22 protein-coding genes and 1 riboswitch are annotated in these 21,796 nt (G+C 38.8%); of the genes, 5 read left to right on the top strand and 17 right to left on the bottom strand.

The features are described from left to right. Positions 1-264: 264 nt before the first annotated feature. Both L8T27_RS05925 and L8T27_RS05920 read right to left on the bottom strand, forming a co-directional pair. The gene (locus tag L8T27_RS05925) at positions 265-1,152 is read right to left on the bottom strand and encodes a YitT family protein (RefSeq protein WP_233317735.1); all 888 of its coding nucleotides are present in this window, start codon (positions 1,150-1,152) and stop codon (positions 265-267) included. Then, a complete protein-coding gene (locus L8T27_RS05920) occupies positions 1,122-2,120 on the bottom strand; it encodes an asparaginase (protein ID WP_233317737.1) in 999 nt (332 codons plus the stop codon). The genes L8T27_RS05925 and L8T27_RS05920 overlap by 31 nt, the downstream gene beginning before the upstream one ends. A 179-nt stretch (positions 2,121-2,299) precedes the next feature. Here L8T27_RS05920 and L8T27_RS05915 point away from each other — a divergent pair, with 179 nt between their 5' ends. Beyond that, on the top strand, positions 2,300-2,644 hold the full coding sequence (locus tag L8T27_RS05915; RefSeq protein WP_233317739.1) for a helix-turn-helix domain-containing protein: 345 nt from the start codon (positions 2,300-2,302) through the stop codon (positions 2,642-2,644). 37 nt (positions 2,645-2,681) lie between these two features. Here L8T27_RS05915 and L8T27_RS05910 read toward each other — a convergent pair whose 3' ends face one another. Beyond that, positions 2,682-3,167 carry a nitroreductase family protein gene (locus L8T27_RS05910; protein ID WP_233317741.1) on the bottom strand — a complete coding sequence of 162 codons (486 nt, stop codon included), beginning with the start codon at positions 3,165-3,167 and terminating at the stop codon, positions 2,682-2,684. Positions 3,168-3,357: 190 nt separating this feature from the next. Between L8T27_RS05910 and L8T27_RS05905 the strand changes: the two genes are divergently transcribed. Then, on the top strand, positions 3,358-4,131 hold the full coding sequence (locus L8T27_RS05905; RefSeq protein WP_237941116.1) for an acetoin reductase: 774 nt from the start codon (positions 3,358-3,360) through the stop codon (positions 4,129-4,131). A 40-nt stretch (positions 4,132-4,171) separates the two neighbouring features. Here the strand turns inward: L8T27_RS05905 and L8T27_RS05900 are convergent, their stop codons facing one another. The 4 genes from L8T27_RS05900 to L8T27_RS05885 all read right to left on the bottom strand — a co-directional run bounded on the left by L8T27_RS05900 (position 4,172) and on the right by L8T27_RS05885 (position 8,937). Then, positions 4,172-5,998 (bottom strand): APC family permease, encoded by a 1,827-nt coding sequence (locus tag L8T27_RS05900; RefSeq protein WP_237941115.1) that lies wholly within the window; start codon positions 5,996-5,998, stop codon positions 4,172-4,174. 116 nt (positions 5,999-6,114) lie between these two features. Beyond that, a riboswitch (cyclic di-AMP (ydaO/yuaA leader) is annotated at positions 6,115-6,266 on the bottom strand. Positions 6,267-6,493: 227 nt separating this feature from the next. After that, a complete protein-coding gene (locus tag L8T27_RS05895; RefSeq protein ID WP_233317748.1) occupies positions 6,494-7,678 on the bottom strand; it encodes an NAD(P)/FAD-dependent oxidoreductase in 1,185 nt (394 codons plus the stop codon). Positions 7,679-7,717: 39 nt separating this feature from the next. After that, positions 7,718-8,149, bottom strand: coding sequence for a helical membrane plugin domain-containing protein (locus L8T27_RS05890; RefSeq protein WP_127735207.1), 432 nt, complete (start codon positions 8,147-8,149; stop codon positions 7,718-7,720). 494 nt (positions 8,150-8,643) lie between these two features. Beyond that, entirely contained in the window at positions 8,644-8,937 is a 294-nt protein-coding gene (locus tag L8T27_RS05885; RefSeq protein ID WP_233317750.1) for a Dabb family protein, read from the bottom strand. A 262-nt stretch (positions 8,938-9,199) separates the two neighbouring features. On the opposite strand from L8T27_RS05885, the gene L8T27_RS05880 reads away from it, so the two are divergent. Beyond that, positions 9,200-10,558: an amino acid permease gene (locus tag L8T27_RS05880; protein WP_237941114.1), complete on the top strand. Its 1,359-nt coding sequence runs from the start codon at positions 9,200-9,202 to the stop codon at positions 10,556-10,558. A 32-nt stretch (positions 10,559-10,590) separates the two neighbouring features. Here L8T27_RS05880 and L8T27_RS28630 read toward each other — a convergent pair whose 3' ends face one another. From L8T27_RS28630 to L8T27_RS05845, 8 genes are all read right to left on the bottom strand, one after another. Next, complete coding sequence (locus L8T27_RS28630) at positions 10,591-10,725, bottom strand: hypothetical protein (RefSeq protein ID WP_267913467.1); 135 nt, start codon at positions 10,723-10,725, stop codon at positions 10,591-10,593. 107 nt (positions 10,726-10,832) lie between these two features. Next, on the bottom strand, positions 10,833-11,708 hold the full coding sequence (locus tag L8T27_RS05875) for an NAD-dependent epimerase/dehydratase family protein (RefSeq protein WP_237941113.1): 876 nt from the start codon (positions 11,706-11,708) through the stop codon (positions 10,833-10,835). 119 nt (positions 11,709-11,827) lie between these two features. Next, positions 11,828-12,856: an NADH:flavin oxidoreductase/NADH oxidase gene (locus L8T27_RS05870; protein WP_233317756.1), complete on the bottom strand. Its 1,029-nt coding sequence runs from the start codon at positions 12,854-12,856 to the stop codon at positions 11,828-11,830. 138 nt (positions 12,857-12,994) lie between these two features. Continuing rightward, entirely contained in the window at positions 12,995-13,444 is a 450-nt protein-coding gene (locus L8T27_RS05865; RefSeq protein WP_237941112.1) for a hypothetical protein, read from the bottom strand. 115 nt (positions 13,445-13,559) lie between these two features. Then, complete coding sequence (locus L8T27_RS05860) at positions 13,560-14,000, bottom strand: MarR family winged helix-turn-helix transcriptional regulator (RefSeq protein WP_237941111.1); 441 nt, start codon at positions 13,998-14,000, stop codon at positions 13,560-13,562. A gap of 124 nt (positions 14,001-14,124) precedes the next feature. Beyond that, a complete protein-coding gene (gdh, locus tag L8T27_RS05855; RefSeq protein ID WP_237941110.1) occupies positions 14,125-14,910 on the bottom strand; it encodes a glucose 1-dehydrogenase in 786 nt (261 codons plus the stop codon). A gap of 16 nt (positions 14,911-14,926) precedes the next feature. Continuing rightward, the gene (locus L8T27_RS05850; protein ID WP_233317765.1) at positions 14,927-15,778 is read right to left on the bottom strand and encodes a GRP family sugar transporter; all 852 of its coding nucleotides are present in this window, start codon (positions 15,776-15,778) and stop codon (positions 14,927-14,929) included. Positions 15,779-15,922: 144 nt separating this feature from the next. Next, a complete protein-coding gene (locus L8T27_RS05845) occupies positions 15,923-16,819 on the bottom strand; it encodes a TetR/AcrR family transcriptional regulator (protein ID WP_233317766.1) in 897 nt (298 codons plus the stop codon). Between the two features lie 264 nt (positions 16,820-17,083). On the opposite strand from L8T27_RS05845, the gene L8T27_RS05840 reads away from it, so the two are divergent. Together L8T27_RS05840 and L8T27_RS05835 are read left to right on the top strand one after the other, a co-directional pair. Beyond that, a complete protein-coding gene (locus L8T27_RS05840; RefSeq protein WP_233317768.1) occupies positions 17,084-18,628 on the top strand; it encodes a DHA2 family efflux MFS transporter permease subunit in 1,545 nt (514 codons plus the stop codon). A gap of 315 nt (positions 18,629-18,943) precedes the next feature. Then, positions 18,944-19,708 carry a DeoR/GlpR family DNA-binding transcription regulator gene (locus tag L8T27_RS05835; RefSeq protein ID WP_237941109.1) on the top strand — a complete coding sequence of 255 codons (765 nt, stop codon included), beginning with the start codon at positions 18,944-18,946 and terminating at the stop codon, positions 19,706-19,708. A gap of 15 nt (positions 19,709-19,723) precedes the next feature. On the opposite strand, the gene L8T27_RS05830 is transcribed toward L8T27_RS05835, so the two are convergent. Together L8T27_RS05830 and L8T27_RS05825 are read right to left on the bottom strand one after the other, a co-directional pair. After that, positions 19,724-21,001, bottom strand: coding sequence for an MDR family MFS transporter (locus L8T27_RS05830; protein ID WP_237942263.1), 1,278 nt, complete (start codon positions 20,999-21,001; stop codon positions 19,724-19,726). Positions 21,002-21,142: 141 nt separating this feature from the next. Next, complete coding sequence (locus L8T27_RS05825) at positions 21,143-21,778, bottom strand: biotin/lipoyl-containing protein (RefSeq protein WP_233317771.1); 636 nt, start codon at positions 21,776-21,778, stop codon at positions 21,143-21,145. Positions 21,779-21,796 lie beyond the last annotated feature (18 nt).

Below are 21,796 nucleotides of genomic sequence, written 5' to 3'. Positions count from 1 at the left end.
TATGTAATTTGTTCTCATATATTTACTGTATATTACCTATATTATTCTTTATGCGATTATACGTATATAATACTATAGTCACGTTTTATCACAATGAAGAAATGCTTTTTATACTATGTATTATCGGATGGTTTTTTCAGTTATTAAGATATTTTTCCGTGTTTTTCCACTGCCAGCAGACAAAAAATCCCTAAAAATCAAGCTGACCCCTCAAAAAGACATAAAAAAAACAGGGTAGAAATACTTACCCTGTTACATGCCTGTTTAAACAACATTATTAAAATTACTGCCCATCACTTCGTTCATATTATGTACAGTAATGAATGCTCTCTTATCAATTTTATAGATAAATTTTTTTAATTTTATATAATCCTGTCTTTCTAATACAATCGTAATAACTTCTTTATCGTCATTAGAAAATGCCCCTTTGGCAGAGTGCAGTGTTGCGCTTTGATGAAGGTTTTCAATAATATACTGCTTAATGAATTCACATTTCTCGCTAATGATAACTACCTCTTTTGTCATTTGCAGCTGGTTGCGGAAGTAATCCACTACAATTCCTCTCAAGAAAACTCCAAAGCAGGCGTACAATCCTTTTTCCACACCGAAAACAAACAGTGCAGCCACAGAAATAAGACAATCTGCCATAAGTACGGCCTTGCCTATTTCAATCGAAAAATATTTATTGAGTATCATGGCAACTAAGTCCATCCCACCAGTAGATGCATTTTGCTTTAATACAAGCACTAACCCAAAGCCCGCGATTAAAGTACCGACAACAAGCTGGATGAAAAGATCATGACTTAACGGTGCACTTACAGGATCTAGTTCTCCTAATCCCCAAACAAAAAACGTTAACAAAAAACTAGCATAGATTGTTTTAAGGCCAAATTGAAACCCTAAAAACGCAAACCCTAACAGGAAGAATATTATATTGAGCAAACCCATCAGCCCGCCAAGAGGCATATTAGGGAACACCGCTTGAAGGACAATGCTCAAACCTCCGAGTCCTCCAGAAGCAAACTGGTTTGGCGCCATAAAATAATGAATATTAACGGCCATAAGCAATACCCCTATATGGAGCCAAATATAGCTTGCTGTCTTCTCAAACGAAATTACCTTCACTTTTCCCAATCCACTGAAAGATCCCATGCGATCGGCTTCTCCATCCATTCTTTTGCTTCTTTAACATTATCTGCTTTTCCTAATACCCACATCAGCTTGGCGATAATAGCTTCTGTGTTCATATCCGCCGATAAGATAACATTATATTGCGCAACCTTTCTTCCTACCTCATATAAATACAAGTCTTGTCCTTCCTCTAGGCACTGGGTGGAGATGACGACAGCCACTCCTGACTCTACCATTTCCTGAAGCTTAGGAAGCAGGTTTCTTCCCTCAAAAGGCAGGCCCCCATTGCCGAAGCTTTCAATAACAATGCCTTTATAGTTGTCTTTTAAATAGTCGAATATTTCCGGCTTCGTACCTGGATGAAGCTTCAACAGAAACACATCTGGACACAGGCTAGTATCCTTCTTAAAAGAACCTTCTGCTTTGCCAGGCTTCCAGTAATAATGAATATGATTGTCTTGAATGGATGCAACATACGGATGATTTATACTCTCAAAAGCATCATAGCTTTTCGTTCTCATCTTCACTGCACGCGTGCCAATGATAACCCTGCCATCAAAGACAACAAATACCCCGCCGATGTTTTCTGTTGCAAAACGGATACTGTCTGCCACATTTTTCTTTGCATCAGTCTGTTTAAAGCTGATCGGAACTTGAGATCCTGTAATAACAACTGGCTTGTCTAATCCTTGAAGCATGTATGATAATGCTGCAGAAGTATAGCCCATCGTATCTGTTCCATGTGTTATCACAAAACCATCATATAAGTTATAATTGTTGCTGATTGCCTCAGCAATCACTTTCCAATGCTCTGGCTGCATATTCGTACTGTCTCTGTTCATCAGTATTTCACATGTGACATCAACAGTCTGAGAATCTCCTTCAAAATGCTCTAATAACTGCTCCGCAGACATGCCAGGAACTAACCCTTCATTTCCTTCTACAGAAGCAATTGTACCACCTGTTGCAAGCAGCAATATTTTTTTCATGAGTGTTCCTCCTACTTCCTCCATCATTTCTTTATATGCGTTACGCGTATTTATTTATTTGTATTATAGTACCATTCCTATTAATAAAGCAATATATGTATTCAATTCGCGTATTTTTTCTTTTAAAACGAGGATTGACATGCTATACTCCAAATATAGAGTAAAAGGAGGAATTAAAGTTGCTGCAAATATTAAGTGAACTTAGGAAAAACAAAAACTGGTCTCAAGCTGAAACAGCTGAACTTTTAGGAATTGCTAAAAGCACTTATGCCGGCTATGAATCTGGCTACCGCGAGCCATCATTAAGAGCCCTCATTCAAATAGCAGACTTGTTTGATGTTTCTGTTGATGTAATTCTTTCCCGCAAGAATAAGACAACAAAAGTAGAAATTGGGTCTATTCCGAAAATGGACAACCTTGTGCTGACAGTAGATGGAAAGCCGCTTACAAAAGAAGAAATTGCAAATATCGTTGCATTTACAACAGTCAGAAGACAGCTGGATAAGGAAGAAATTGCTCAATAAAAAAACCTGATTTAATAAAATCAAGTTTTTTAAATCCCTAATTCAAATGTTTTACTTTTAATTCGATCGATTGTCTTTCCTTTGCGTCCTTCGTCTCATCAGGATACCCAGCTGCAATTACACCAATCACATCATAGTCTTCTGTCACACCTAAAATATTTCTACCGTTCTCAGAAGCGCCTACAGAACTCCAAAAAGTTCCGATTCCTTTCTCCCATGCCAGCAATAGAAAGTTTTGGATAAAACAAGACACCGCAGCTGTATTTTCTTCCCTTTCTAAAGCAGTCTTTCCTTTGTGAGATAAAACAGCAAATAAAATTGGCGCATCTCCGAAATTGATTTTATGATTAAACTTAGCCCTTGTTTCTTCCCCGATAAATACGATTTCCCACGGTTCTGTTAATTTATGGTTTGGAGCAAATGCTGATACTTGCAGCAGCTCTTTAATTGTTTCCAAATCAATAGCTTCTGTTTTAAACTTCTTAAAGGTTCTTCTTTCCTTAATAATTGTAGCCAAACTCATCTCTCATATCCCCTTTGCTTTTTAGTCTCTTTTATTATACATGAATGCAAGTTTTTTCTGTTATTTTAACTACTTTTATCCTGTCGACAAATTTCCCAGGAAATCTGTTAAATAAGGTTTTGCTTGTTTCACTGCCTTTCTATCAGGGAATTAGGATGGTAATTAACTAGTAATAGAAGGGAGTAGCATTATGGATAAAAAAGTAGCAGTAATCACAGGCTCTGGAATGGGGATTGGCAAAGCGATTGCAGAACGCCTTGGCAAAGATGGTTTCAAGGTTGTAGTCAGTGACATTAATGAAGAAAGTGCAAACAGAACCAGCATCGAACTGATAGAGAAAGGCATCGATTCGATTGCAATTCAAGCAAATGTCAGCAAAAAACAAGAGCTAGAAGCATTAGTAGAACAAACGGTGCAAGAATACGGACAGCTAGATGTGTTTGTAAACAATGCAGGTATAGATCAAGTTGATTCTATTCTTAATATTTCGGAAGAGGATTTACAAAGAATTTTTGAAGTCAACGTGTTCGGAACCTTGTACGGTATCCAAGCAGCCGCAGTGCAAATGAAAAAACAAGGAACTGGCGGAAAAATCATTAATGCCTGCAGCATCGCAGGGCACAGAGCTTATTCCTTACTAGGTGCTTATTCTGCCACTAAATTTGCAGTCAAAGCGTGGACACAAGCTGCTGCTGAGGAACTCGCTTCTGCCAAAATAACAGTTAACGCATATTGCCCAGGCATTGTCGGCACCAGCATGTGGGACAGAATTGACGAGGGCATGGTTGAGTATATGAATCTCGAAAAAGGGCAAGCCTTTGAACAATTCTCTAAATCTATAGCATTAGGCCGCACACAGGAACCAGAAGATGTAGCCAATTTTGTATCCTTTCTCGCTTCTAAAGATTCAGACTATATGACAGGACAATCAGTATTAATCGACGGCGGTATTCTTTACGGCTAATAAAAAGGGGGGCTCATGTTTATGAGCCCCCTTCTCTCTGTTACTTTTTAAACCGGAAAGGCACAGTAGTTACGATAACATTTCGTCTGTAAAGAAGATGGGCTTTAAGAAGCAAGCTGGATTGATTATGCAGGATATTGTGCCAGCTTTTTTTCGTTATGAACTGTGGAATAATAACCGTGACACTATGGTTATTTTCTGCTCCTTTTTCTTCAATTACATCTATGAATCTCCTTAATGGTCTCACTAAACTGCGATATTGGGAATGGATTGTCACAAGGCGGATATCCGGTCTATATGCTTTCCATTTCTCCTCCATCCGTTTTTCGCTTTCTCTGTCAAAGGCAACATATACAGCGATAATCGTCTGTCCAATCGTTTCTGCATATGCTAAAGAATTATCGACAACCTTCGTTATCCCAGCAACAGGCAAAATAACAATATTACCTTCTGGCTTTTCTGCTTTATGATGTTCATCCATACGGAGCTGGCTGGCAACATCCTCATAATGCCCTTTAATCTTATGAAAGATAAAGACGATTATCGGTAGGAATATCAGCACAGACCATACTTGAGAAAACTTTGTCGTGAATAAAATAAGCAGCACAGTTAGTGTTATTAATGCCCCAGCCAAGTTTATCCTCATTTTCCACTTCCAGTTTTTCGGTTTTTCTGTGCACCATTTTTTAATCATTCCGCTTTGGGATAGTGTAAATGGAATAAATACACCTACTGCATACAGCGGAATAAGCATTTCTGTATTCCCTTTAAAAAGAATAATTAATAGAATAGATGCCGCTCCTAATGTAACAATTCCATTCGAATAGCCCAATCTGTCACCACGAATTGTAAAAATTCTTGGCATATACTTATCAACAGCAAGGTTGACTGCAAGCAACGGAAACGCAGCAAAGCCAGTATTAGCAGCTAATATTAAAATAAGCGCTGTCGTTACTTGAATGAAATAATAAAATCCATTCCGGCCAAACACCTCTGAAGCGATTTGTGATACAACCGTTTCTTCTGCTTTTGGCGAAATCCCATACCAATAGGCAAGTAAGGTAATACCGGAAAAGAGCACTCCCAGTATAACTCCCATCAGCGTTAATGTTCGGACTGCATTTTTTGCTGAAGGCTCTTTAAAGTTCGGTACAGCATTGGAAATAGCCTCGACCCCTGTTAACGCTGAGCATCCAGATGAGAATGCCTTCAATAATAGAAAAATACTCAATCCAGGAACAGCTGTACCAATTGGTGTATGCACCGCGTTGCCAACATCACCTGTGACCATTTTCCATAAACCTGTAAGAATCAGAACCACTAACGCGATAACAAACAGATACACTGGATAAGCCAGAATAGATGCTGATTCTGTGACTCCTCTTAAGTTCAAAATAGTAATTAATATAACAAACAAGCTGGCTATAAGCACATTATGTTCATGTAAGCTAGGAAATGCTGATGTAATTGCATCTGTACCTGCTGATACACTTACAGCAACAGTCAGGATATAATCAACGAGCAAGGAGCCTCCTGCAATCAAGCCGGCATTTTCCCCTAGATTTGTTTTTGAAACAATATAAGCACCGCCTCCGCGAGGATATGCGTAGATGATTTGACGATATGATAATATCAGTGCTACAAGCAGCACAAGTACCCCAATGGCAATCGGTATAGAATACCAGTATGCGAGAATACCAATACCTGCTAATACGAGCAGTATTTGTTCTGTTCCGTATGCAACCGATGAAAGTGCATCAGAAGAAAGAATCGCCAATGCTTTAAGCTTATTTAATTTTTGCTCCCCCAATGCACTTGTTTTTAGTGGCTTCCCAATTAAAATTCGTTTCAAAATTGAACCGCTCATGTTACCCTCCAGCTTTCTCGTAAAATGTCTTTCCAAGTAGGCGATATCCCAATTTTTGCACACAAAAAAACCACGAGGATACCCCGTGGTCGATCGTGTCAAATCGAACATCAGATTATTCCTCTCTCTAAACGCTTGCGGAGTTAGCTGTCGGGTTGGGACATCTGAGAGTTGCCCCTCCTGCAATAGGATTCACCCCAAGCGCCATTATCACGGCACATAAAAATTGGGTCCCCCGCTCCAAAAATGGATTAAGCGATTTACGAAATATTATTTACTTGAAGATATTACTCCCAAAAAGATAAAAAGTAAATGAAGGAAAAAGAGCAAAAAAGAACAAAAAAACGCTAAAAGACGCAGGCAATGCAAATTACTCGTCCTCATCTAACCAATTCTCTGTTTTTTGCTGTTTTTCTCGTTAATTCATCGTTTTATAAAATAAAAAATAAAAAAGGAAGGATTGTCGTTAAGACAACCCTTCCTTTAGAAAAGATATTAGTATGCTAAGCTGAACAAGCCTTTAATATGTGAAAGATAACGGATGTTAGAAGCTTCTTTCATCAATGATGCAGGCATGCCTTTAAGCGGTGTAGAGCTTCCGCCAACAATAGCAACTCCGTCTTTGCGGCCTAGGCTTGCAAGTGTACCAGAGTTGATTGGGCTGAATCCTTCTAGTGTTTTACCTTCAAGGTAAGCAAAAAGGTTGTACCCGATTAATTCACCCATTTGCCATGCGATTTGTGCAGTTGGAGGTGCTGGACGGCCATCTCCATCAGCTGGGAAGTATACAGCACTGTCTCCTGCAACAAATACTTCAGGATGTGAAGTTGATTGCAAGAAGTCATTAACTGTAGCACGTCCGCGGTTTACTTCTAGACCAGAAACACCAACTAGAGGGTTACCCTGAACCCCACCAGTCCATACAAATGTGTTAGCAACGATTTTTTGACCATCTTTCAAGTCAATAACATTGCCTGCTACATTTGTTACTGCAAGTCCAGTCAAGAACTTAACGCCGCGAGCTTCCAAGCTTTTAGTAGCTCTGTCGATTAAATCATCTGGAAGAACAGGAAGAATCTTTGGTCCTGCTTCAACAAGAGATAGGTTGATTTCTTTATAGTCAACGCCGTATTTCTTTGTCATTGCAGGCAGGATGTCAGCTAGTTCACCAACTAGTTCAACACCAGTCAATCCGCCGCCGCCGATAAGAATAGTAGCATCTTCTGGTTTTTTCGTTTTAGCATATTCGCTGATGCGTTCTTCCACATGCTTGAAAATTTTGTTTGCATCTTCAGCTGATTTTAAAACCATGCTGTTTTCTTCCAATCCAGGAATACCGAAGTAAGCTGTTACGCTTCCTAATGCAACAACAAGTGCATCGTAGCTTAGCTTAGATCCGCCTGCAAGGATTACTTCTTTATTATCTACGTTGAAAGATTCAACTGTTGCAATCTTAATATCAACATCAAGACCTTTAAGAAGCTTATCAAGAGGCATTGCTACAGCCTTTTCATGAACGTTTCCTGCTGCAAGGCGATGCAATTCCGTAATGATTTGGTGTGTTGGATATTTATTGATTACCGTTACATTCGCTTGTGATTTAGTGTAATATTTGCGGACATTTTGAGCTGCCAATAGACCGCCGTAGCCTGCACCTAAAATAACTATATTTTTTGCCATGGTATATCCTCCGTCCTTCGTTCTATTCAATTGTTGAACTTATTTTTGTTGGTCGCGTTCGTTCAAGATTTGAAGATAGCTTTGTGTAAAACGCAGCATTTTTTGAGCTTGAGGATCTTTTAGTAATTTAAGCAATCCGAATACACCGATTGTTTCATTGCTTTGCTCAGCACGATCCTTCGCTTCAATTACAGCTGAAGCCATACCTTTTGCTGAATGAACGACTGGTTCAAGCATTTCAGTTGTTGCATTGACCATATCACTCATGAAGACCTCATCTTTTGATAGGCCTTGAACAAGATCATATGAGCTTGTCAATGTATTAACGACTTCTGTTAATTTTGGCAGCTGTTCGATTAAAGTAGTCAATGACTCTTGTACCTCAGGCTTTAAAAGCTGATCCAATAAGTCTTGGCTATTAGTAGATGTAGCTGTCAGTTCAGCACTTGTTTGTGTAGTTGTTTCTGACATAACTGATTCTCCTTTGCTATTGGCATTTTCCTAATGTTTTTTTGAATATCAAACTATTGTGCATTTTTGCACAATAGTTCGTAGACTAATAATTTGGATACATTGATAATAAGGTATGTAGTTATACAAAACTAGTAATTCTAAAGTTTCTACAACAACCCTTCATTAACTCCTTTAATATAATACCACTTTTTTATTAAAAATAAATGTGAGAACCGCAAAATTTTAAAGATTTTTTTGTTTTGTGTGAGATATGTCACAGCGACTCCATCCAATCCTTGCTCTTACCTACCAGGAAAAAACCTTGATGTCATGCGTTGTTATTATAAATACGTTAGTTATGCTTCAGTGAGAACTTTTTACAAATATTTGTCGATTTAATCATAGTCTTCACGTATCAACCTGCCGCTATGCATTCTATTTTTAATGTGTGGAGATAATTTCTTTTGATCCATCTAATACAAAAAACAGGCCAATTTCGGCCTGTTTTTCTTTTATATTTCAATATCCACGACGATGCTGTCGACTCTGCCGACTTCGCGAATATATGTTGCTACTGCTTGATGTTCGGGATTTGGTCCATATAATGCAAGGGCCTCCCTGTCTTCAAAACGAACCTTCAGGACTACCTGATAATCTTTACTGCTTTGGGCGAAGTTCAGTCCTGCCTGCAGGTCTACAACTCCCATGATTTTGTTTCTTAAGGCGCGGAACCTTTTAATCACTTCCTGCAGCTGTTCTTCTGTTGTTGTTTCACTAAATTTGACAAGGACAATATGATCTATCATGCTTGAACCTCTTTCTGGCATACTTTTTTCGTTCTCATTTTAGCGGAATTTTAAACAAGCAGCAAATTTTTTAGCAAAGTTATGTAAATGGACTTATTTTTCCTGAGTCCTTTGTAGTGCTTAGACAGGGTCTGCCGCTTAATTTTACACATATTTTTCCATCAATGATGAAAATCAGCGCTCCGCAAATATTTCAATGAAAACGATACATACTAAGTTAAGACATATAACCATTTTTATTATTATTTAAGAAGGAGTTATTATGAGCAGCCAAGAAAAAGACAATCAGAAGGATTCAAATAAGCAAGGTAATTTAAAATGGTATGAATTATCACTTGTTGGTGTCGGCTGTACGATTGGCACTGGCTACTTTGTAGGTTCCAGCCTGGGAATCATTGAAACAGGTCCAGCGATTGTATTATCTTTCATGATTGCGGCAATTGGAACTTATATTGTTTTTAATTTATTGGCAAAAATGACAGCAGAAGATCCCCAGGAAGGGTCCTTTTGTTATTACGCTAACAAGGCTTTTGGTTCTTGGGCCGGCTTTAGCTGCGGTTGGAATTATTGGGGTTCCAATATTCTTATTATGGGCAGCCAGCTTACCGCCCTGTCTCTTCTTTCACAATTTTGGTTTCCCAAAATACCTCTTTGGGTATTTGCTTGTATTTTTGCTGTATTATCGATATTTGTCGTTTTCTTGGGCACAGACGGCTTTGATAAGGTTGAGAATTATTTAGCTGTTATAAAAACAGCAGCGATTGTTATGTTTATCATCTTAGGAGCTGCAGCTTTATTTGGCTGGATTCATGGCGGAGATCATGCTATGCAGACCCCTAAAAGCCTTGATGCTTTTTTCCCAAAAGGTTATAAAGGATTTTGGACGTCTCTTATCTATGCCTTTTATGCATATGGAGGGATAGAAGTTATTGGAATGATGGCGATGCAGCTTAAGGACAAGAAGGATGCACCAAAAGCTGGTACTAATATGCTCATCATTTTGCTGATTATCTATGTTCTGTCTTTAGCTTTAGCAGTATTGCTTGTACCACTTGATAAATTTAATGAGAAGGAAAGTCCTTTTGTAACAGCACTCGCAGGTTATCCGCTCAGCTTTTTCCCTCATGTTTTTAATGGGGCGATCATTATTGCTGGGTTTTCAACGATGACTGCATCGCTATTCGGTGTAACTAAATTACTTGTTACAATGGCTAAAGGTGGCGATGCACCTAAAATTTTCGAAAAGAAGCTAAAGAAATTTCATAAACTGCCCCTTCCCTCATTAACTTTAGGAGCAATAGGATTATTTGCATCCGTTCTAGCTGCTTTACTATTGCCAGGGAAGATATTTGAGTATATTACAACTGCAGCCGGGATACTGTTACTGTACAATTGGGCATTTATTTTGTTCTCCTCCTTTAAAGTTTTGAAGCCTAAAGGATGGGATAAGACAAAGGCAATAATCGGACTGCTTCTTATTCTTGCTGCTGTCAGCGGGACAGTGTTAGAAAAAGGTATTCGAACTGGCTTCTTTATAAGTCTTGCTTGTGTTTTACTGATTGGGATTGCAACCTTTATCGTACATTTAAAACATAAAAAGTCCTCACCTGAAACCACCTAAATGAAGAGGAAAGCGTTCTAAGCTTTCCTCTTTTAGCGATTTTGCCGTTTTTTATTAGAGATGCCAGCTTGGATTTGTTTCATTTCTGCTTCATTAATAATTCCTAATGTTTTGCAAATATAAGAATATGCAGCAATCTTCTTTTCAACTCGTCCGCTTCGATTCATTTAAATCACTCCTTTAATACCATTTATATGCATTATGTTAAAAAAGTTTCCTTTACGCAAAAAAACTAACCATACGCACAGGGTTGGCTAGTTTCCAATTATTCACTTTACTTTTTTGTTATACTATTTATAAGGCTTGGCAGCCACTCTTGCAAATTCGAGAATAGATACCCCATCCCTTTAGCTTTATCATTGCTCATTGCCCAAAATGAGTCAATTCCATAAGGAGATGCATTATTGTCCTGCTTCTCATTAGCTAAAACCGCTTGTTTTCCAGTGCTTTTTTCAATTATTGCTATTAGTTCAGACAAGTGAATGATGCCGTCAGCACATGCATTGACTGGCCCTTCTATCCCCTTTACTCCAGCCCAGGCAATAAAGTTTCCCGCTTCCTTTTCATCAATAAATCCCATTGCTGCCTGAATGTTAGGGAAATAGATTTCTTCCCCGGCTGCCACTTTTTCTGTATGAAATTCAAGTCTTTTAGTATAATCGTTGATTCCAAGTACGATGGGAATTCTTACTGCTGCCGTCTTAAAAGGGGCTTTTTGGAAAAACACAGCTTCTGCCTGTCTTTTTCCTTCTTGATATGTCACCTCTTTGACGGATTTTATAACGATTGGATATTCATATGGATTAAAATCTTCTTCTTTTAAAAGCTGCTTGTAAGAGTCATACACAGATAATGTGGATGTTAGTATGTAATGTTCCGTTTTTCCGCTGAAAACCTCTATTGCATTAAGTGCATCTTCTGAGGAGTAACAAATCTGGTCATAAACAGCATCCCATTTTGTATCTTTAAATGATTCCTTAAAGTTCGTTAAATCAGAGCGGTCAAAGAAAATTCGTTCCACTTCGTCTCCAAAGGGATCTGCCGCCGTCCCTCTAGTTGCTACTGTTACATGAACACCCATGTCTAATAATGACTTTACAAGATGCACACCAAAAAACCTTGTTCCACCGATCACAAGCGCTTTTTCCACTAATATCCCCCCACTGATGATACTTCCTATGTAATGCCACTATATTATTCTACAAATAGGAAGCGTATCCTTTTTCTGCACGAAAAAAGATGCATATAGCTATGCACCTTTTTGAATAATTATCTTGGGAACCCTGGTACATATTGTTGTGGAATTGCTGTTTCCTTCCTTAACTGAGCAGCTGCTTCTAATGCCCAGTAAGGATTTCTTAACATTCCTCTTCCAACTGCAACAAGTTCTGCATCTTCATTTCCAATAACTGAATTAGCAAGAGCTGCTTCATCCAATCTGCCTACAGCAATGACAGGAAGATTAAATGCCTGTTTATATGCTCGTGCGAACGGCACTTGGTAAGCAACATGTGTGCCAGGTTTTCCTGCTGCTGCAATCGGGCCTTCTCCGCCTGCACTTATATGGAATATATCCACACCTGCATCCACATACGCTTTCGAAAACTCGATGCTTTCTTCCACCTCGTAGCCGCCTTCCACATATTCTTTCGCAGAAATGCGCAAAATTAAAGGCATATCTTCCGGCATAGCACTCTTAGCTGCTTTGATAACTTCCACACCAAATTTCGTACGATCTTGACCATACTCATCTTCCCGTTTATTTGTCAGCTTTGATTGGAATTGGTGAATTAAATAGCCATGTGCACCATGAAGCTCAATTGTGTCAACGCCCGCTTTTACAGCACGCTCCACTGCAGCACGGAATTTCTCTACCATCCCTTTTACTTCATCTGTTGTTAGCTCTCTAGGTGTTTTCGAGTTTTCGTCAAATGGAATTGGCGATGGAGCGACTGGAAGCTCTGCATCTTCTGCTTTGCGACCAGCATGAGCAATTTGAATGCCCACTTTCGCACCGTGTTGATGACAAGCATCCACTATTCTTGCAAGTGGAGCAATTTGCTCATCAGACCATAATCCTAAATCATAGTCAGTAATCCTTCCGTCTGGTTCAACATCTGTCATTTCAATAATGATTAAACTCGCACCACCGATTGCTCTGCTTACATAATGAACGTAATGCCAATCTGTTGCAATTCCGTCCTTTTTCGTCACAGAATATTGGCACATTGGCGGCATAACAACTCTGTTTTTTAGCTCTAAGCTTTTGTAAGAGTATGGAGAAAATAAATGTTCCATCGTTATATTCCTTCTTTCTTTTTCAAAATGCATGCTCATGCATATAAATTATCATTCCTGTTCTAGATGGTCAAATAAAATAACTTGAAATAGCTCTCTCTTTTTTTCCACATACAAGATACCCGTTTTCTCCCAAACCTATTCCACTTCAATAGCAAAAGCATATAGTGCATCTCCATTAGGACTATCCTCATCTGTCCACAAAGCAGAGTACACAAAATAGTAGATTCCCGCTTCTTGCGGAGCCTTCATTTGGCCACCAGCTTTTAATACTGTTGTTTCTTTATTTTCAGACTGTATTTGTTGTAAGCTCCCTTCAGAAGGATTTTCATAATCAAATTCAAATTTTATCCTTTGATTAGCTTTGACCTTTTTCGGTGTTTCATCCTTGAGCAGCTCCAACGGTCCAGCTGTATCTGCACAAACACCGCTTCCGCCATTTGACCAGCAGTAGCTGCCAAGCTTCGTTTCATGCCGGATATCGTCCATAACAATAAAAAGACTAGGTGGTTCATTCATGGCAGGCTGAATGTTTGAACAGCCTATTAGCAATACAAAGAAAAAAAGCAGTAAGATTATCCTTCGCAAACGAGCACATCCCCTTAGTCTGTCTTCTTCTAATAGGGCGAAAACTGAATGGAAAAAGTTACAACAAAATATAAAAAAAGGAAAGAAGTAAAAGCGGACATGTGCTTATCAGCTTTTACTTCTTTCCAATCATCATTTGCAATATGGAACTAAGGTCATTTTTTGTTTCTGTCTTTTCCAGTATAGCTGCCAGTGTGTTAGAAAAAGTCTCATTTGCTTTCACAAACTTGTCTTTACCATACTCAGTCAATGCGGTGTAAATTCCCCTCCGATCATCTGTGCACAGATGTCGCTGCAGGGCTCCGCATTCCTTCGCTTCAAGTCTTGTCACAAGCCTTGATAAGGCACTTTGGCTCAAGCCCACCATATCTTGAAGCTGTTGAAGTCTAAGCTTATGCTCTGGTGCTTTTGACAAATAAAGAAGCACATAAAACTCTCTAAGTGAAAGCTTATGCTGATGCTGCAGGACATGTTCAAGCTCCGTCGCTATTGCACCTTGTAAGCTTGATAATGCCAGCCAGCTTTCCGTATATGAATTTGCCGGTTTTTCCATCATTGTATCTCCACCTATATCCTTATAACAAAACCCGAATTCTTTCCTATAAAATACTAACTCCCATTCTATCAACAGGGAGTATAACGGTCAATGCAGAGGATATCAGTGTTGTTTGTTAACTATTTTAGCCTCTCCCAGCCTGGAAAGACGGATATTTTGTCATACCGCCGTCTGCAAACAAAGTTATCCCTGTCACATAGCTGGACTCATCAGATGCAAGCCAAGCAGCAACGGCAGCGATTTCTTCCGGCTTTCCTATATAGCCTAATGGTATCATACTTTCCACATCTTTTCGCTTGGCAGGATCGGCAAACTTTTCTGCATTAATAGGAGTGTTAATGGCACCAGGCCCGATATTATTTACACGTATTCCTTTTGGAGCATACTCAAGGGCAAGTGTTTCTGTCATCAGCTTCACCCCGCCTTTACTTGCTGCATAATGAACAAATGTCGGCCACGGAATCATTTCATGAACGCTTGACATATTGATTACATTGCCCTTAATATCATGCTCAACAAAATACTTTATCGCTTCCCTGCTGCCAAGAAACGCACCAGTCAAATTTGTGCCGATTACCTTTTCCCAATTGTCTAATGTCATCTCATGGGATGGCACTGGATTCTCAATTCCTGCATTATTTATCATTATATCTAACTTTCCAAAGTGGTCATGCGCAGTTTTAACAAGATTGATGACATCTTGCTCCTTTGTGACATCACCTTGAATAATGACAGCTTGTCCGCCTGCTTCTTCGACTTCTTTTTTGACAGCTGATGCCTCGTTGTCATCAGAAAAATAATTGATGACAACATTAGCCCCCTCTTTACCAAATCTGATTGCCATTGCACGGCCCAAGCCCGTCGATGCTCCTGTAATTGCCACTACTTTACCTTTTAAGTCAGTATACACGGAAAGTTCCTCCTTGTTATTTTTTCGCGATGCCTAAACAGATGACCCCTGCAATAATGAGGATAATCCCAACCGCAACAAAGACAAGCTGGCGCTTTGTTTTCTTTTCTCCTAATAAGAAGATTCCGCCTAGGGTAGAAATAACTACACCTGTCTGGGATAAAGAATAGCTGATTGCCACGCCGACCTTTGGCTGCGAAATAAACAAAAACATATTTCCAGCTGCCCAAAACAAACCAGGCAATATATTCTTTAATGCATAAAGATTGAATGGCTTATGTTTATATGTAATAACAAGTCCGCCAATCACCATTCCGATTGACTGAGGGAAGAGTGCTGACCAGCCATCAACAGAAAACAGTCTTGCGATTACAACATAGCCTAAATACCCTAAAGTAGAAATCAGTAAGGTAACTGTCCCCTTTTTCAGTTTGGCAGACTCATCTGCACTTCTCTTCTGATCATATGTAGTTAAAATTATCCCTGCTAATATACAAAGAATGGCAATAATGCCAAGAATAATGGTAGTAGCAGTTGTCCACTCACGAAATACTAGGACACCAAACAAGGTTGTTGATACAATCTGCAAACCAGTTGAAATTGGCATTGTCTTTGAAACCCCAATATATTCAATTGATTTAAATTGATTGCTTTGCCCAATTGCCCAAAAGATACCTGAACATATACCGACAATAAGAATAAGAAGGGACAGCTCCGGTCTTGCAATCAAATAAACTACAGCAGAGAAAAGAAGTGCACCAATTGTTGTACCTAATGTCTGACTGTATGCCCCGCCCCCTATTTTCACATTAATTAATACGATGCTGCCCCAAAACAGAGCAGGAAGAATTGCTAAAAAAAACTCCACTTTAAATCAAACCCACTTTCTTGTTATATCGTTTAAATTTCCCTAATCGTGCAAAATCTAATCAGCATATTTATTAATAAAGCAAGTAACTTAATAAAAAAAAGCCTAAAATCTCGATTTGCGGATTTCAGGCCACTCCATTGCTTATTCCATTGTCAGCACTTTTTCTTCTAGTAAACAAACTGCTTTATGGCATTCACTGTCGCTGATTGAAGATTTTAACTCACCTATTGCCATATCGACAAGATGCTTGCGGCGATTTTCCGGCTCTGCCAGCTCTTCCTCCACAAAATCGATTAATTCCTCATATTTTTTCTGATCTTCCACATTTTGCACACTGTTTCTAACCATTAGCTTTAAAGATTCAATCATACAGGAAATATTTTTACTATCTGTATGCCTGTCACTTTCGGCGCTGTCTGACAGCCATTTTAACAGCAATTCAGGAGCAAGCACTCGTTCGCCAGTCTTCGCAACATCCTCTGTCATCGCAATTATTCTATTAACACTGTACTGTACAATTTTATGAACATCTATTTGCCGCTGTTGATCTAACGAATAGAAAAAGATCATATTATGAAGGTTGCCAGTCAACATGACGGCACAATCAAGCAGATACGGTTTTTTATCAATTCCGCAAATATCCATTAGCCGCTTATACAGCCAGTTTAATTCCTGAATTCTCCTCCTGTTCAAAAATTGCTTGAGCTCCGGATCATTCGTAAATAAAATTTCTTCAAAAAGAGAGATAATCTTATACTGGTTGTTCGTGTTAATTAACAATTCAATTTGCTGAATAAAAATTGCCAATGAAGCTTTATCTTGACCAATCATAAGCTGTTTGCGCTTCTCGCCAAGTTCAGTGTATATATCCTTAAAAATAGAAATCAGCAGTTCATTTTTACTTGAAAAATAGTTGTAAAAGGTTCCTTTCGAGATTCCGCTACTTTCTAGAATTTCTTGAATGGATGTGGCTTGGAATCCTTTTTCAATAAATAGCTCATGAGCTTTATTCAATACATGCTTTTTCCGATTATTCATATTCATCACCTTAGGGAAATTATACTGACAGTTCAAAAAACATACTAACCTATTCGGTAAATAATTTCAAGAAATCAGCAAAGAAAACGTTACCATTAAGCCTCGCTCTCGCTATCCAACAGGAAAAATAATCCAACAAAATTTATTTTTTAGTAAACCTAAACATTTTTTATTGCAAAATTTATACTGCCAGTATATTATTATTTAAGCCTAGAACAATTGTATAAAAAATGAACTAAAGGTTCATAAGGAGGAAAACATTTCATGAACAACACAGCAACACAAAATACGAAAAAGCCACCATATGGCATTATCGCCATTCTGATGGCCGGGGCTTTTGTTGCTATCTTAAACTCAACATTATTAAATATAGCATTGCCTTCTATTAATAAGGACTTTGATATTGATGCTTCTGTCGGGCAATGGCTCGTTACAGGCTACATGCTCGTTAACGGAATTATGATTCCGACAACGGCTTTTTTAATTCAAAGATATTCCATTAGACGCCTGTTTATCACAGCGATGTCATTGTTTACCATTGGTACACTTGTGGCAGGCTTCTCAGGATCGTTCCCGGTTCTGTTGGCAGCACGTATGGTCCAAGCTTCTGGTTCTGCGATTATGATGCCAGTATTGATGAACTTCCTGCTTACAAGCTTCCCTGTTGAAAAACGCGGAAGTGCAATGGGAGTATTCGGCTTAGTTATGATTTTCGCACCAGCAATTGGTCCGACATTGTCTGGTTATATCGTAGAGCACTTCCATTGGCATGTTTTATTCCGTGTAATCGCACCAATTGCCATTCTTGTTTTGGTACTTGCCATTGTGAAATTAAAGGATAAAAAGGATAAAGTAGATATTTCTATCGACACCCTTTCTGTCATTCTGTCAACATTAGGCTTTGGCGGTCTGCTGTACGGATTCAGCACTGCCGGCAACAAAGGCTGGGACAGCCCGTATGTTTATGGAACATTGATTATTGGTTTCCTAAGTTTAGTTCTCTTCATTGTAAGACAGCTTAAAATTCCAAATCCAATGCTTGAATTCAGGATTTTTAAATATCCGTTATTTGCATTATCAGCAGCGATTTCTATTGTAGTTAATATTGCCATGTTTTCTGCGATGCTGTTAATGCCTATGTACATTCAAACAGTTAGAGGTATCTCTCCACTAGATTCAGGACTGCTGCTTTTACCTGGGGCAATCATTATGGGAATTATGTCGCCAATTACTGGTAAACTTTTTGATAAATATGGTGCCCGTATTTTAGCAGTAACCGGGTTGGCTATCACAGCTGTTACAACATATATGTTCAGCAAATTAACAATGGACACATCTTATACAACTCTAATCATCATTTATTCTTTCCGTATGTTCGGGATGTCAATGGTTATGATGCCAGTAATGACAAACGGCTTAAATCAAGTGCCTGGACGTTTGAATCCGCACGGCACAGCAATGAACAATACATTGCAGCAAGTTTCTGGCGCAATCGGGTCTGCATTAATGATCACCATTATGTCCAACCGCACTACAACACATGCAAATGAATTGGCAGAAGATGCAATGAAATCTATGGCTAACAGCACAGTACAGCCAGATGCGGCAACACTTGCGGCAGCTAAAGAGCAGCTTGCGATGAAAGCAATGATGGAAGGAATTAATGATGCATTCCTTATTTCTGTCGGCGTCGTTGTTCTTGCTTTAATCCTGTCATTCTTTATGAAACGAGCAACACCTGCTGAAGATATTCAAAGCAATCCAAACAAAGTGCAGCAAAAAACTTCTGCAAAACTTGCAGAAAACTAATAAATAGATACAAAAAGCCAAGCTGTGATTATGATCAGCTTGGTTTTTTTATATCAATATATCAACCTCCTTTTCCAAACTGAATCCCCCCCTAGATTTGCTCGTGACGAACAAGAAAATTTCTAATTTTTATGGTGAACTCTTGGTTAGTTTTTGGTATAATTTAGCTAAGTTAATAAAAAAATGCTGTTACTAGACTTTCATATTTTAACTGCGGATGCAGGATTAATAATGTATTCAAGTAACTTCAGGGCAGCTTTGATAATAGACAGACTTAAATAAAAGATAGCGGAATAATAAAAGGTGGCTAGAAAAATGCTGAAGAATAAACGAATCAAGGAAATTCAGGATTATGTGCATGAACATGAAACTGTTTCTTTAGATGAACTGGTAGAAGTATTTAATGTCTCTAAAAATACGATTCGCAGAGACATACAGGAGCTTGTTGAAGAAGGAGAGCTTAAAAAAGTCTATGGCGGGGTTGCCGTTAACCATGCGACACTCGTTTCTTTTAACGATCGGCAAATACGCAATAAGGATGAGAAAATGCTGATTGGTAAGAACGCAGCCGAGTTCGTTCAAGACGGTGATATAATTTTTATTGATTCAGGCACAACCACATTGGAAATGCTGGAGTACCTTAAAACAAAACAGCTTTCCATTATTACAAATAATCTCGATTTCATCATTAAAGCACTGCCATATGAAAATCTTCATATTATAACATTTGGCGGTGTGCTAGAAAGAAAAACGAAATCCTTTGCAAGCATCCAAAGCACAGATGTTATCAAATCCTATAACATCAATAAGGCCTTTATGGCATCAACAGGGATTTCCATCAGTAATGGTGTCACAAACTCCTCCCCATTAGAAAGCGAAATTAAAAAGAATGTTGTCGAAAGAAGTGCTGAGGTTTACTTGCTTGTTGACCATCATAAGTTTGATAAATATGCATTAATGACATACTGCACTCTGCATGATATTGACTACTTAATAACAGGTGCCGAGCCTCCAAAGGAATATCAGGCATTCGCAAGTGAAAACAATATTAAGCTTGTCATTGCTCAAAAAGAAGCATAAAAAACAGCTCCTAAATTACCATTTAGGAGCTGTTTCCATTTTTCTTTGTTCGAATTTAACAAATAGCCGGTAATAAATTACACCACTTAATATGGCTAACAAGCTGATAAAGAAGAATGTCCACGTATAGCCCACCCATGCACTCATCGGAATGGACAATGGTGCAATCATTTTCGAGAAGGTGTAGCGCAGACTTGCAGCGGCATAATACTTCCCCCTTTTATCAGCTGGTGCAAGCTCGGAAATGAACCCTTGCTGTATGCCAGCTGTCATCAACTCTGCCAGCGTAAACACAAGCATCGCCAGCAGCAGCCCCCAAATCCATGAAGTTTGGCTAAATAACAGCACAGAAGCGGCATAAATAAACGAAGATATGATAAACACATTCCGTTCTTTGTATTTACTCATCCATCTTGTAACTGTAATTGTAAAGATAGCGACTAACAAGCCGTTTTCTGCGAGCACAAGACCAAATGCCTTTGTGCTTTCCACCACATAAGACCAATTACCGAATTGAAGCAAAGGCTGGTCTGTCACCACTTCATTTATATACACTGGAAACAGGAGATCTAATTGCATGAAGGTTTGTCCGACAAGCACGCCTGCGATGATGAAAAGCAAAAAAATGCGGTCATTCATGATTACCTTATAATCTTTAAGCTGATCGCCGAGCACAGAAATCCAATTACTTGCTTGCCCGCTCTCCTGCATTTTGGAAACGGGTGCAGTCTCTGTGATCTTATAATGAAGAACAATGCCGAGAACAAGATTCAGCACGCCGGCCATCAGCAGTAATGCAAATCGGTAATCAGCGAAAAAAATACCGCCAATAATAGGGCCAATCACGACTGCAATATTTGTCGACGTATAAAAAATCGCAAATACATCGCTGCGATCCTTCTCTTCCACTACATCCGCTATCATTGCCTGACTTGCCGGCCAATACACTGCACCGAACATACTTACAACAGTAAAGCACACAAACCCTAGCAGTGCTGAGTCAAGCCAAGGGGAGCTTGAGAAGGCAAAAACGGTGAATGCAGCTCCTTGGGCAAATGCTGACAGCACCATCATTCTTTTCCTGCCGTATTTATCTGCATAATAGCCTCCGAGCAAATTGGCTGCACAGGAAACAACTTGAGATAATATTAACAGCAGGCCAGCTGTTGATTTTCCGAAGGAATCAGTAAAATATATAGCTAAAAAAGGGAAGAACATCCAAAATGTAATATTAACAACAGATTCCCCTGCAAGGCGGATCTTTAAATTCTGATCCCAATCTCTTAGACGCATACTCATACGAAGCATTCTCTCTTTCTATAATCTTCTTCTATAATACCAATCTTTTACATGCATCCTCAAGTTAATTTTACTATATTAAGAAAACGAAAAAGGACAAACCCTAAGCTAGTTTCTTAGGATTTGCCCTTTTTCTTAAATAGATATCTTTACCTCTGCATTCATACCGAGCAGCACTTTTTTTGTCGGATTCTGAATGGAAATTTTCACTTGGACTTTTTGTGTCACTTTCGTATAATTCCCTGTTGCATTTTGCGAAGGCAATGCAGAAAAGACAGAGTTTGTCGCATAGCTGATATCTTCTATCTTTCCGTCAAACATTACATCTGAATCACCGTCCACGGTTATATCAACATTATCACCAATCTCAATGTCTTTTAATTCGGTTTCCTTAATATTCGCTAAAACATACATATGATCCATATCTGCTGTTTGAGCGAGCACCTGCCCTGCTTGAACAAGCTCATTTGCCTTTGCTTCATTTTTAATAATCGTTCCAGCCTCCATACTGTTTACGTTACTTGCAGTCTTCCCACTGCTTACCTTTCCTACTGATTCCTTTTTATTTAAATCTTTTCCAGCTTCCCCGTTCCAGCTCGTTAGAACCCCTGAAGTTGGCGCCACAATCTCCGTAATATCTGCTGAAACGACAGCATCATCTGTTTTTACATAATTTTTGTTTTGATAATAAAAATAAGCTCCTAAAGCAATCAGACCTAATATAACAACAAGTCCGATGAAGTTTATTAATAATATTTTCCCTTTGCTCATCTGTTTCTCTCCAATCTT

This window comes from Niallia sp. Man26, assembly GCF_022049065.2.
GTDB lineage: Bacteria > Bacillota > Bacilli > Bacillales > Cytobacillaceae > Niallia.
The sequence above is the reverse complement of the archived record's forward strand: the minus strand, read 5'-3'. Positions and strand labels throughout refer to the sequence as shown.